15 protein-coding genes are annotated in these 12,926 nt (G+C 47.2%); 13 read left to right on the forward strand and 2 right to left on the reverse strand.

Going from position 1 to position 12,926, the window contains the following annotated elements; all coding sequences use genetic code 11:
* Positions 1 to 9: 9 nt before the first annotated feature.
* Together OXH39_04820 and OXH39_04825 are read right to left on the reverse strand one after the other, a co-directional pair.
* Complete coding sequence (locus OXH39_04820) at positions 10 to 678, reverse strand: PIN domain-containing protein (GenBank protein ID MCY3549761.1); 669 nt, start codon at positions 676 to 678, stop codon at positions 10 to 12.
* A gap of 122 nt (positions 679 to 800) precedes the next feature.
* On the reverse strand, positions 801 to 1,625 hold the full coding sequence (locus OXH39_04825) for a phytanoyl-CoA dioxygenase family protein (protein ID MCY3549762.1): 825 nt from the start codon (positions 1,623 to 1,625) through the stop codon (positions 801 to 803).
* Between the two features lie 182 nt (positions 1,626 to 1,807).
* Between OXH39_04825 and OXH39_04830 the strand changes: the two genes are divergently transcribed.
* From OXH39_04830 to OXH39_04890, 13 genes are all read left to right on the forward strand, one after another.
* Entirely contained in the window at positions 1,808 to 2,470 is a 663-nt protein-coding gene (locus tag OXH39_04830) for an aldolase/citrate lyase family protein (protein MCY3549763.1), read from the forward strand.
* A gap of 24 nt (positions 2,471 to 2,494) precedes the next feature.
* A complete protein-coding gene (locus tag OXH39_04835; protein ID MCY3549764.1) occupies positions 2,495 to 3,739 on the forward strand; it encodes a Gfo/Idh/MocA family oxidoreductase in 1,245 nt (414 codons plus the stop codon).
* Positions 3,740 to 3,871: 132 nt separating this feature from the next.
* Positions 3,872 to 4,726, forward strand: coding sequence for a xanthine dehydrogenase family protein subunit M (locus OXH39_04840; protein MCY3549765.1), 855 nt, complete (start codon positions 3,872 to 3,874; stop codon positions 4,724 to 4,726).
* 69 nt (positions 4,727 to 4,795) lie between these two features.
* Entirely contained in the window at positions 4,796 to 5,266 is a 471-nt protein-coding gene (locus OXH39_04845) for a (2Fe-2S)-binding protein (GenBank protein MCY3549766.1), read from the forward strand.
* Positions 5,267 to 5,415: 149 nt separating this feature from the next.
* Positions 5,416 to 5,646 carry a hypothetical protein gene (locus OXH39_04850; GenBank protein ID MCY3549767.1) on the forward strand — a complete coding sequence of 77 codons (231 nt, stop codon included), beginning with the start codon at positions 5,416 to 5,418 and terminating at the stop codon, positions 5,644 to 5,646.
* A gap of 131 nt (positions 5,647 to 5,777) precedes the next feature.
* Positions 5,778 to 8,081 carry a xanthine dehydrogenase family protein molybdopterin-binding subunit gene (locus OXH39_04855; protein MCY3549768.1) on the forward strand — a complete coding sequence of 768 codons (2,304 nt, stop codon included), beginning with the start codon at positions 5,778 to 5,780 and terminating at the stop codon, positions 8,079 to 8,081.
* Positions 8,082 to 8,248: 167 nt separating this feature from the next.
* The gene (locus OXH39_04860) at positions 8,249 to 8,467 is read left to right on the forward strand and encodes a hypothetical protein (protein MCY3549769.1); all 219 of its coding nucleotides are present in this window, start codon (positions 8,249 to 8,251) and stop codon (positions 8,465 to 8,467) included.
* Positions 8,464 to 8,733, forward strand: coding sequence for a hypothetical protein (locus OXH39_04865; protein ID MCY3549770.1), 270 nt, complete (start codon positions 8,464 to 8,466; stop codon positions 8,731 to 8,733). The genes OXH39_04860 and OXH39_04865 overlap by 4 nt, the downstream gene beginning before the upstream one ends.
* A 37-nt stretch (positions 8,734 to 8,770) precedes the next feature.
* On the forward strand, positions 8,771 to 9,487 hold the full coding sequence (locus OXH39_04870) for an alpha/beta hydrolase (GenBank protein ID MCY3549771.1): 717 nt from the start codon (positions 8,771 to 8,773) through the stop codon (positions 9,485 to 9,487).
* A 165-nt stretch (positions 9,488 to 9,652) separates the two neighbouring features.
* Positions 9,653 to 10,864, forward strand: coding sequence for an N-6 DNA methylase (locus OXH39_04875; GenBank protein MCY3549772.1), 1,212 nt, complete (start codon positions 9,653 to 9,655; stop codon positions 10,862 to 10,864).
* Entirely contained in the window at positions 10,857 to 11,597 is a 741-nt protein-coding gene (locus tag OXH39_04880; protein ID MCY3549773.1) for a R.Pab1 family restriction endonuclease, read from the forward strand. The genes OXH39_04875 and OXH39_04880 overlap by 8 nt, the downstream gene beginning before the upstream one ends.
* Before the next feature lie 65 nt (positions 11,598 to 11,662).
* On the forward strand, positions 11,663 to 12,487 hold the full coding sequence (locus tag OXH39_04885; GenBank protein ID MCY3549774.1) for a TIM barrel protein: 825 nt from the start codon (positions 11,663 to 11,665) through the stop codon (positions 12,485 to 12,487).
* Between the two features lie 31 nt (positions 12,488 to 12,518).
* Positions 12,519 to 12,749 (forward strand): hypothetical protein, encoded by a 231-nt coding sequence (locus tag OXH39_04890; protein ID MCY3549775.1) that lies wholly within the window; start codon positions 12,519 to 12,521, stop codon positions 12,747 to 12,749.
* Positions 12,750 to 12,926 lie beyond the last annotated feature (177 nt).

The following is a 12,926-nucleotide window of genomic DNA, read 5'->3' on the forward strand; positions in this document are numbered from 1 at the left end:
ATAAAGACTTCAATCGTTTTGTTCTGTGTCGCGTAGTTCTTGAATCCCCTTCAGAATGGTATCAAGATCAAGGTTATCCACCCATGCATGCCGATCAATGGAGTAATCACCTTTGCCACCCTTGTATTGGAAAATTTTATCCAAAAGTGCGCGCAATTCGGTATCTTTACATTGATCTACCTCTATATTCAGTTCTTGGATTTCGCGTACACGCATTGGGAGCACCTCCCGTAACCATATATATGGGTTTTCAAGACGAACGCGAAGCTGAAAATGATAATTTTTCGCCCTTTTAAGCATCCACCTATCGGTTGTCAACAAAATATCGGCATCGGCATTTTCCGCACAAGCAATATGCAAGGCATCTAACGGCTTAAACCCGAACGACTCAAGCTGTGTACTTCTCAATTCCTCCATCGCCCCAACTGAAACATACTGATGTGCATTACGGAGCAGTTTCTTTATATCCTCGCGTTGCGTCAAATTAGGGTTTCTGTTGACCTCAAAAACTATTACCTCACTCGTAATCCAACGCCACTGTTGGATCTGAAGATAGTCAATAATTGTCTCAATAGCCGTGACTTCACGAAAAATCTGAGACTGCCTTTCATCATCATACAGACGACTGTAACAACAGGTATCAAGATAGATTTTCAGGCTTTGTAAGTAGGTCCGCAATTGCTCTTCCTATGCTGTGGAAGTTCACACCTTAAATTATGAAACCGCAGTATAAAAATATATCATATCAGGCTAACAAAAGGAAGGAAACCGTTCAAAGTTGGCCAAAAGCAGTTTATAACCTATTTTGGTAAAACGGGTTTCACTGCCGCCTTTACCTCTTTTGATAACGATTCCAGTTCATATTGTGCATCCGAGATTTTATCGCGATGTTCGTCAAAAGGGTATCCGCCCTTTCCAGTCTCATTGAAATAGACACTCAATTGGTAGCGCTGAAAGATGTTCATGCGCGGGTAATCCTCCGTCCATGGACTTGCATCGTGGAGCAGATTCGTCGAGAAGATCGCCACATCACCTGCCGCCATGGGCAGTGTAATTGAGGTGGGTGGATCATGCTTCACAGGTAGATTCGGCGGTGTCTGAAACAGAGATTTATGACTGCCAGGGACGAGACAAAAACCGGTTCCGGGGGGTACATCTACGAGTGCAACCCACGTCGCGATGTGGCTACAATAGATATGTCCAGCGGCAGCCTGATAATCGTTGTGTGGATTGCGAAATCCCAGAGGGAATTTAAAGCCGCTATCATCACGATGAAAATGTTGCGGAGCATCGTGTTTCGTCATCATCGTGAAATTGCAGTGAAACAGACGTGGGGCGTTCATTGTCAAACCCGCTACAACCCGCATAATATCAGGGTTCATCGCGAGATCTTCAAAGAGACAATGCCCATATTGGATATGCCCAATGTGTGTTTTACAAGGCTCCTGCCGTCCACGGTCAAGCGGCGGGGGGATGTCGGCTTCATCAATCGTTAACCAATGCCGAAGCACCTTTAACATCTCCTCAATCTCGTCCTTCGGGACAACGTTCCGCAGAACGAGAAACCCGTGTAAGTCAAAGTACCACTTCTCCTTTTCCGTCAATGTGGAATGGATGGTATACATTAATTTTCTCTCTCCGCAGTTCCTGAATGTGTTGCCTGAATGTGTTGAAAGTACAGATTAGCAGAATTCCGCGAAATTTTCAACATGTTGCTGCTGAAAATGATTTCAAAACTCTTGACAAAAATCTGGAAACACCTATAATAGACATCATAATCTGGTTGAACTTCAAGGAGGTTATCCCAATGTCCTTAAAACAACGCATCCACAATAAAGAAGCGATTAAGATCGCCGGTGTTCCCTTCGGCTGCACCCGTGACGAGATGGAAGCCGCTCTTAGCCAAGACGACTACGATTTAATCGGGACTGACCACCAGCATGGACCGGCGAACGAAGATACACTCGTCGAATATTGCAAGATGGCAAACGAATTCGGTATCGGTGTGCAACTTCGCATCAAACACACCCGTCACGCTTATCTCGTAGGTAACCTATTGGATCTCGGTCCGCTCGCAATTGTCGTGCCACAAGTCGAGAAAATCGAAACGGTGGACGAGGCAATCGATGCGTTCTATTATCCGCAGAAAGGAAAACGGAGTTGGGGTCCCAGTAGTGGATACGGGATCGACCGCGGCATGGACCGCCTTGAATACGCTGAGTGGTGGAATAACACCGGTATCCTTATCTTACAGATTGAGTCCGTTGATGCTGTCATCAACGTCCGAAAATTGGCGAAACCGGGCGTGGATATGGTAACTTTCGGCGAGAACGATTTGAATTTTAGCATAGAGTCATATCCGAGTTCTCCGTTTAAGAACCTTCAAGAGTGTATCGCCCACGTAGAAACTCAGTTGGCAGATACACACGTCAAAGTAGGTGCCGGAGCCTCGCCATCAGGAAATCTATAAAACTGGAACTTAAGGAGCATCATAATGGCAAAACGGATTAAAATCGGGATTATCGGATGCGGCATGATATCCGGTTCACATGTCAACGGGTATCTCGCACATCCGCAGCACGCCGAAATCGTCGCTGTCTGCGATACAGTGGATGCGAATGTAAAGCGTCGCCATGCAGAAGTCCTGTCAGGTGCAGCATCCCGCGCACAAGCCGCAACTGAGGAAGCAGAAAAGGCAGGGACAGTAGAAGCACGCGAGGAATTGAAAGCAAACGCGGCACTCTGGGCAGAATATGCCGACAACGGTGTTAAAATCTTTAGCGACTACAATGAGATGATCAAAGAATGCGAATTAGATGCCGTCAGTCTTGCAACACCGCCGTTTGTCCATGAGGGTCCTACCGTTGCAGCTGCGCAAGCTGGAAAACACGTCTTCTGTGAAAAGCCGATGGCACGTACAGCAACAGAAGCAAGGAACATGCGTGACGCATGCGACGCGGCTGGCGTTAAACTCGCATATCAGAGCGGTGGCACATGCCTTGACCCAACGAGTTATGCCATACGGGACTACATTACCTCTGGAAAACTCGGCGATGTTTATTACGGCAGACTCACGAGTTACCGCGTTCGCGGCAGACCGAATGTCGATATGTTCGGTTTCGGCAGATGGTTCCTTAATTCCGCCTATAGCGGCGGTGGTACAGTATACGACACGGGTGTCTACGATATAAACCGTTCTATCTATCTACTCGGTTCTCCACAACCGGCAACAATCAGTGGAATTGCCTATCGTGGGATGCTCCCTGAATACACGGGTGAAGAAATCAACGACGTTGAGGAACATGTGTCTATCTTCGTCCGGTTCACCAACGGCATGTCCTTTACATACGAACACGGTTGGGCAGGCAATTTGGCAGAACATCCGCAAGGCATTTTCATCTTCGGCTCTCTGGGTTCGTTCAGCGGCAATAAACTCTTCCTTGAGAAAGGGAAATGGGATACCGACGATCAGGGTAACCGCAGACGTTATCAAAGCGACCTCGTTGAAACGGCGTTGGAGCTGCCAGATAACTCCTTCCCCGATAAGTTCCGGGATTTCCTTGATGCTTGTAACAGCGACGCGCAACCCGCCAGCAACGGGGATGTCGGTTTGAAGGTTACAGAGATCATGAGCGGCTCGCTCTTGTCAGCGAAACTTGGACGCGAAATCAGCGTAGAAGAACTTTATGAGATAGAAGCACTCCGCACTGAGCCAACACCGGGTTGGCCGATTCCATAAAGGCAGTCGCAACGAATTTAAGGTTGACAAACAGCCCATCAATCGGTTATCCTTTAATGTGTTGTTGGGCGTGCGGAAATAGTATTAGGTAGAAGGTATTATCTTGAAGGAACATGATATGGAGGATTAGATTTGAACAGTTTTGAGTTTCATGAACCTACCACCCTCGCGGAAGCCTCCCGCCTGTTTGCTGAAGAGCATTCACAGCTCCTTGCAGGCGGAACGGACCTCGTTATCGGGATGAAGGCACTTACCGAAACACCACAGTCTGTGATTAGTTTACAGAAGATCCCGGGATTGGCGGGTATCACCACTGAAGCCGATAATAGTATCAGCATTGGTGCGATGACGAAGGTGCGGGAAATTGAGATATCCGCAGATATTCAGCAACACCACACCGCGCTGGCGGAAGGTGCCGCAGAAATCGGCTCTATACAAATTCGGAATCTTGCAACTATCGGTGGAAACATCGCGCACGCTTCTCCTGCAGCGGATACAGTTGCGGGTTTGCTGGTTGCGGATGCACAGGTTGACATCGCAAGTACCGATGGCGAACGCACTGTACCAATTGACGAACTTTTCACGGGACCGGGTCAGACCGTCTTAGCACCCGGTGAGATTATCACAAGTTTTCGTCTGCCAAGCCCCGCATCCGGTTCTCACTATATTAAGCACAAAATCCGTGAAGTTATGGATTTGGCGTTTATCGGTGTCGCGGCCGCTATTAATCTGGACGGCGGAACAATCACAGATGCCCGAATTGGGCTTGCCGCTGTCGCCCCTACACCGATTCGCGCAACAGAAGCAGAGAATCTCCTAAATGGAAACGCACCTACCGCAGAACTTGTGAAACAAGCAGGCGAAGCGGCGGCAGCCGCATCCAGCCCTATATCTGATTTACGGTGCTCTGCTGAACATCGCAAGGAGATGGTCGATGTCCTTACAAGACGAACCATCCAGCAAGCCTTAGAAAGAGCAAGAGGATAAAGAAGCATTCATATCTGACGCGAGGACCGACGCTCATGCCTCGCATTGCATAAATCAAGGAAAGGAAATATGGCAAAACATCCTGTCAGTCTAAAGGTTAATGGAGACGAACACGATTTACTTATTGAACCGCGCAAAACCTTACTCGCTGTGCTTCGCGATACGATCGGTTTGACAGGTACCAAAGAGGGATGTAGCACAGGCGATTGCGGTGCTTGCACTGTTATCGTTGATGGTAAAGCCGTCACATCCTGTATGGTACTTGGTGTCACCGCTTCTGGCAAAGAAATTACGACCATTGAAGGTCTCGCCAGTGATGGTGAACTCCATCCGGTCCAACAAGCATTTATTGACACGGGCGGTTATCAGTGCGGTTTCTGTACGCCGGGTTTTATCATGGCATCAAAGGCACTCTTAGATGAGAACCCCAATCGGAGCGAAGAGGAATTCAGACATGCGCTCGGTGGGAATATATGCCGTTGTACCGGATATACAAAAATTCTTGAAGCAATTTTGCAAGCGGCAGAAGAGATCCGCTAAACTGTAAAATAACTATCAGCCATCAGTCATCGGTATTGAACCGCAAGCCCACACGTGGCTTGCGTCAAGAGGGCATAACTGAACCAGAAACCCTCTTCACTGATAGCCGAAGGTCTCCGAGTGCTGATAGCCAACGTTAGGAGAAAAAAATGGCAAAGACGCATCGTGGAACAGGCATAAGACACCTCTATGTCGATCCAAATGGAACCGTCCACCAAGGCGAATATAATAACGGTCGTGGAACCTGTCCAGTTTGTGAACGCACCGGTGTGAAAGTGCTCTATGAACGAGAAGTTGGTGAGGAGACTGTGAAAGTCTGTAAAAGATGTAACACTGCTATCGGACGCGGTAAACTCCACCACCTCGTTGCAAGTGCATAATAGTTATCGGCGGTCAGCAGTCAGCAGTTAGCATTCAGCAAGAGAATTGCCTCGCGGTGAGAGTTCACCAGAAACTTCTTTGCTGATGACTAATAGCCGACAGCCGACAGCCATGAAAAAAGGAGATCGAGATGTCAGATTATACTGTTGTTGGGCAAAAGGTCGCACGGGTTGATGCCGTCGAGAAAGTGACGGGTGCTGCCCAATACGGTGCAGATGTCCATCCGCCCGGTATGCTCTACGGGAAAATCGTCCGTAGTAAACAGGCGCACGCCAATATACTCAGCATCGACACCAGCGAAGCCGAAAAACTTCCCGGTGTCAGGGCGATCATTACGCAAGATGATGTGCCAAGCGGCAGAAGAGTTTTCGCAACGGATAAAGTGCTGTACTTAGGTGAACCGCTCGCTGCCGTTGCAGCAACCGATCCAGATATTGCTGAAGAAGCCGCCGAACTCATTAAGATTGAATACGAAGTTTTACCGGTCGTGCAGGACGTTATGGAAGCGATCCAACCTTCCGCCCCGAGACTTCACGGCGACGACACAAAGGACGGACCGAATCGGCGAGAAATCAGCACACAAATCCGGAAACTCTCGCGCGATAAGGAGAACGACCACAGCGACGAAATCAGCAAACTTGAAGCAGAATTAGAGAATTATCCTGATGAAGTCTACTATAATATCTCCGCCGAAAGCCATTCCGATGCTGGTGATGTTGAAAAAGGATTTGCTGAATCTGATGTCGTTGTTGAAGATACGTATGTGATTCCACGGGTACATCAAACCTACATGGAACCGCACGTCTCTGTTGCCAGTGCAGATTCAGCCGGCAAAATCACTGTTTGGGCATCCACCCAAGGTCCATTTGCTATCCGTTCCGGTATCGCTGGAACGCTCGGTATCCCGTTGACGCAAATTAACGTCATCGGCACAACAATGGGCGGCGGTTTTGGTGGACGTTTTGGTGTTATCATCACGCACGTTCCCGCCGTGCTGCTCTCACAGAAAACAGGTCGTCCGGTTCGCGTGCAGATGACGCGTGAAGAGGAATTCACCGATGGCAGACCGGCACCCGGATGTGTTATCAAACTCAAGACAGGTGCAACGAAGGACGGTCACATCGTCGCACGGGAAGCAGTCGCCTTTTGGGACTCAGGTTCCGTTTCCGGCGCATCCATCGGCAGCACGATTCGAGTTCGTGGTGTCTATAAGATTCCGAATCTCAAGATAAGTGCTTACGGTGTCCACACCAACAAATCCGGTACAGCCGCCTACAGGGCACCGGGTGCACCACAAGCCATTTTCGCAGGTGAATCCCAACTCGATGAAATTGCGGAACGTATCGGTATGGATCCCGTTAAATTCCGTCTGATGAATATGCGCGAAGAAGGTGATGCCGTCCCCGCAGGCGCAGCTGAACCGAAAGTCGGTTACAAAGAGACCTTAGAAGCGGTTGCTGATGCCGCCGGATGGTGGGATCGGGAAGCCGGTGAAAATCAAGGCTGGGGCGTTGCCGTTGGTGATTGGACGAATGGCTGTGGTCCCGGTGGTGTCTACGTTTCTGTCCATGAAGACGGTAGTGTTCGTATCTTCCACGGCTCCATGGACATCACTGGAACAGATACCGCGATTTCCCAGATTATCGCTGAAATCCTGACGGTGCCATACGAAAGTGTCACAATCCGACGCGGCGACACAGATTCCGCGCCGTATTCTACCGGTTCAGGTGGAAGCGTCGTCACCTTTACAATGGGCAACACTGCTAAGTTAGCGGCTGAAGACGCGCATCGGCGGATTCTTGAACTCGCCTCAGAACGGCTCAACATGAATGTAGATAACCTCGAACTCAGAGACGGAGAGGTTCACGTTATCTCAGCTGACCCGCCAAAGTCAATTTCGTTGGGCGAACTCGCGGCGTACAGTCTGTCCACCACGGGTGGTCCCATCGTCGGAAAAGGCTCCTTCGCGCGGCAACCCAGTACACCTGCACTCGCGGCACAGATTGCCAAAGTTGAGGTAGACCCAGATACTGGCAGAACCAGAGTCCTTAAGCTCGTCGCTTCGCAAGATGTCGGCTTCGCTATCAACCCAATGGCGGTTGAAGGGCAGATTGAAGGTGGAACGGTACAAGGCTACGCATGGGCGATGATGGAAGAGATGCAGTACGGTGAAGAAGGGAACATCAATCCCGGCTTCGTCGATTACCGCGTTCCAACTTCCGCAGACCTCCCAACGGTAGAATCCGTTATTGTCGAGGTGCCTGCACCGAATGGTCCCTACGGTGCTAAAGGTGTCGGTGAACCGCCTATCACGCCAACGTTGGCAACGATGGCAAATGCCGTTAAAGATGCCGTTGGTGTGCGGATTAACGAGTTACCGATTAAACCTGAGAAGGTTGTTGATGCCCTAAAAAACAACGGGCATGCCGTGTAGTTCGTCACATAAGGATATTTGCGAGACATTCATTCGTGCCTCACACATCCGAATATAGGTAGGTGCACAGTAGAAGAAGTACACCTACCTATCAACAAGCCTGTGAAAAAGAGGAGAAGGCGTAGAAAACTTGACTAAAGTTAAAGTTTTCTACGCCCAAAATATTAATGACACAGCTTCTTGAAAAAGCCCTCAGCGAAGTTTATAAACTGGCACCTGAAGAACAAGATGCCATTGCTGCTGTAATTCTTGAAGAGCTGGAAGATGAACAGAGATGGAATAAGGCTTTTGCCGAATCACAAGAGAAACTCGCCCAACTCGCACACAAAGTCCGTGCTGATATTAAAGCAGGGCATAGTAAAAAGATGGACATTGATGAGTTGTGAATTCACATTTAACAAGAGATTTTCTTGCTCGTTTTCGGCAGTTACCGGAAAATGTCAAGGAAAAAACACGCAAAAACCATCGCCTCTGGCAACAAAACCCTAATCATCCAAGTTTGCGATTCAAGCGAGTGCATACCATAGAACCGATTTACTCAGTCCGAATCGGAATTGAGTGGCGTGCTTTAGGTTTACGGGAAGGTAATGCAATCCACTGGTTTTGGATCGGTCCTCATGACGAATATGACAGATTACTTCGTCAATTTTGACTCTAAATAAGCCATTACTTTTGGAAACCAAAAACTTATGTTTAGCGAAATTAGAAATGAACATGGTGAACGCCTCGATTACACCTTTCACGAAGGCAAAGGCGATAGAATTGTGGTGATTGGACACGGGGTCACCGGTAATAAAGACAGACCTGCTCTTGTCGCTTTGGCACAAGGACTCGCCGCGGCTGGCATCTCTGCCTTGCGCTTCTCCTTCTCCGGCAACGGTGAATCGGAAGGGGCGTTTACAGATTCCACTATCACCAAAGAGGTTGCGGACCTCGGTAAAATTATTGACGCACTCAGCGATTATAAAGTCTGCTATGTCGGACACAGCATGGGGGGTGCAGTCGGCGTGCTGCGTGCCGCCACGGATGAACGCATTGAAGCACTGGTCTCGCTTGCGGGGATGGTACACACGAAAGCGTTTGCAGAACGTGAATTCGGTGATGTTACACCCGACGAAGGCTTCATGTGGGATGAACCCGATTGTCCGCTCTCAAAAATGTATATGGACGACATGGCAACAATTGACAGCGTTGCGAAACGTGCCAGTAAGTTTGCCGTGCCTTGGTTATTGGTTCACGGCACAGAAGACGACATTGTTCCACCTGAAGATAGCCACGACATCCTTCAGTTCGCAAACGAAGAAACAGAACTCCTTGAGCTCCCCGGCGTAGATCACGTTTTCTTTGACGATGGTACCGCTATTATGGTCAGAAAAGTCGTCGCGTGGATAGACCAAAAGTTGTAATCGCCTCGGTAGGAGCAACCTGTGATCACAATGCATGAAATGAATTGGAGGAACTGTGATGGATTGGATGGAATGGGTTGTCGCTGGTGTGTTTATAGCGTTCCTCTTTACGCTCGGAAGAATCGTACGAAGAGCTACAAAAAGCACCAATGAATGAATTGAAAAATGAGTCAAGCACACTTAGCGTATGAGAGTAGAGTGAATTTGGGGAGCTACTACACGCCGCCTGAAATTGTAAATATAGCGTGGGAGATGATCGCGCCTTACCTGAATTCACAGACCACTGTCATTGATAGTGCATGTGGATACGGGGATTTTCTGAGAAGTTGTGGGCAGGCTATCACAATCGGATGTGATATAGACGAAACTGCAATTGATGTAGCTAAAAAGAAAAATGATAAAGTTCAGTTTTTTCAAACGAACGCTTTATGCGACGTATCAAGGGCAAAATTCGGTATTCCGCAGCAGTCTTATTTGATAATGGTTGGAAACCCACCCTATAATGATAAAACATCGCTTATTCGTCACAGTATCAAAGACGTTGATTTTGACATCGATAAAGATATAGCGAGTCGGGACTTAGGCATATCATTTCTCCGTTCCTACAATAAACTCAAAGCAGACCTTATTTGCGTTTTGCATCCACTATCCTATTTAATCAAGCCTACCAATTTTAGACACCTAAAGGAGTTTACTGCAAATTACAGATTGATAGATGGCTTATTAATCAGCAGTTCAAAATTTCCTGAATCCGCGAAACACACGTCTTTTCCAATTGTCCTCGCGCTTTACCAGAGAAACACGCAAGGAATGGAATATAGTTTCATCCGTTCTTTTCGTTTTCGTATAGCGGGTAAAGATAACCAAAAGCGCGCAGTGCCGATAAAGCCCCAGCGGGGTGCAATGTCTATAGAAGATTTTTGCCTTGGCGACTTCGATTATATTACGGGTTACGTCGATAAATATCCAAAGAAGAAGCGACCGACATCTGTGGAGGGAAACAGCCATCACTCCGAAAAAGATAATCCTCTGTTTTTTTGGACAATGCGAGACATCAACGCCCTAAAAAGAAATCGCACCTTTGTTGAAGGTTATAGCGCGAATACAATCGTGATCGACAAACGAAAATTAGATTACTATGCTTATGTGGATGTGTTCAAAAGAAACTTGCATAGACTCCCTTTCTATTTCGGGAATTGTGATGTGCTTATAGATGATGAATTGTTCAGGCAATATAAATCTGCTTTCATCAGCGATACCGTTAAACATCACCCATTCCTGAAAAAGCATTTTCAGATACATCCGATAGAGGAGCAACAGGTAAATTCTGAATTGGATATATATTTCAAATTGCTGTTAGGTGAGCATCATGTTTGATGAAAATAACAAGAAAATCTTTGTAGATATTCCTCTGACAAGACCTAGCGGAAAAATAAGAATTAAGTCAAGAAGCATGTTTTATGAATATGGTATACCACATGCTACCAGAAGTGTACCTCTCACTCAAAACAATTATGTTGAGTGGCAAATAGGTTACGATTTAGAATACAAGAAAAGAGATATTTCCTCGCTTCCTCACATATCGTTTAGGGCGTATAACGGTACGAAAAAGGTCCTGTATGAGTTATCTGAATATTTGTATTATTTTTATTCTTGGGGTATTTTCACTTCTTCAGAATTAAAGGAGACTGTTGACTTTGTATCTAATCTGGAGGAAAAAAACTTAATCTCTAATCATCCTGATTGCCAGATAACCAGAACACATCCTATTGAGAAACAAATCAATAACACGACATTTTTTGGGATGACACTGAAGTATCCACAACTTGTATATAAATTTGGAAAATATGAAATTATTGCAGAGATTACCATCAGAGAAAAGCAAAAAGCAATTGGTGTTCAACCAATGCTTTACTTATGTTTTCCTATAACAGAACTTCAGACAAGTGCAAACCTAATTGGGCGTATCACACAGGTAAATGAAACAGCACAATTTGTAATCGATAAGAATAATTACAGAATAGTTATAGAGATGATAAAAGTGTTTGGGATGCTCAGCCCTTCACACCATAAGGATATTCTTGAGATACTAAAGTCTATACTCATATAAGCCCCTTTTAGGATCTACGTAACGGCACAACGGAGTGTGCCTACTACTTTAGGAGAATTACAATTATGTCAACACCTCGTCTTTCAGTCTCAACGTGGAGTTTGCATCGCCAACTTGGGAAACCCGGCTTCACCGGACCCACGCACGATATGCAGATCCCCCTCGAAACCCACAATCAGGGACCTATTTCACTCTTGGAATTACCCGCACGCGTTGCCGAATTCGGCATTCGCACCTTAGAGATTTGCCATTTTCATCTGCCCTCTGTCGAGAAGTCTTATGTCGCTGAACTTCGCGCCGCACTTGCAGATGCTGATGTTGAACTTTTTTCCGTGTTGATTGATGATGGCGACATCACGCACCCATCTGAGGCAGCGCGCGACATCGCGTGGATTGAGAAGTGGATTGACATCGCTGGTGAACTGGGTACGAAATGTGCGCGCGTCATCGGTGGGAAAGCGGATCCGTCCGCTGAAACCGTGGCACAGAGCCGCGATGTTCTCTCGCAACTCACTGAACGCGCCGATACCGCAGGCATCCGCCTGATGAGCGAAAACTGGTTCTCTATCTTCTCTACCCCTGAAAACGTCAATACCATCTTAGACGGATTAGACGGTAAGGTGGGACTCTGCCTCGATTTCGGTAACTGGCGTGGCGATACGAAATACGAAGACCTCGCAGCGATTGCGCCGTTAGCAGAGTCGTGTCATACCAAAGCCCATTTCGCTGCGCCGCGCGAAATGGACAAAGAAGATTACGTGCAATGCCTTGAACTCACGCAAGAAGCGGGTTTCGCCGGACCCCATACCCTCATCTACGATGGACCCGGTGATAACGAATGGGAAAGCTTGGCACTGGAGCGTGAAGTCGTGAACCCGTACCTCAACTAAGATGGGGAGGATTTAACAATGGCTTCTAATGCTGGCTTCTAATGCTATTGTCACGATTACCCGAATGATAGAAACATTACCTGAAGCGTTGCAGGATCAAGTTGTAGAGCATCTACGAGAGTATATTGCGGAGTTAGAGGATGAACTTCGTTGGGAGACTTCCTTCAACAATACACGAAAACAACTTACCGCGGCCGCGCGGCGTGCCAAACAGGAAATCGCCGAAGGAAAAGTTGAACCGATGGATCTGGATCGGCTATGAAGTCTGCAACATTACCTTCATTTTGGACAACTTATCAAATGACAATCACAAATCCGGAAATTTTCCGAATTGTGCTTCTAAAAAACGTCGATAAATGGAGCGGGCAATGAATAATGATTTTATCTCAATCATGACAGAGCGCATTGTGCGTGAATTTGACCCGCTGCAGATTATCCT

The organism is Candidatus Poribacteria bacterium (assembly GCA_026702755.1).
GTDB lineage: Bacteria > Poribacteria > WGA-4E > WGA-4E > WGA-3G > WGA-3G.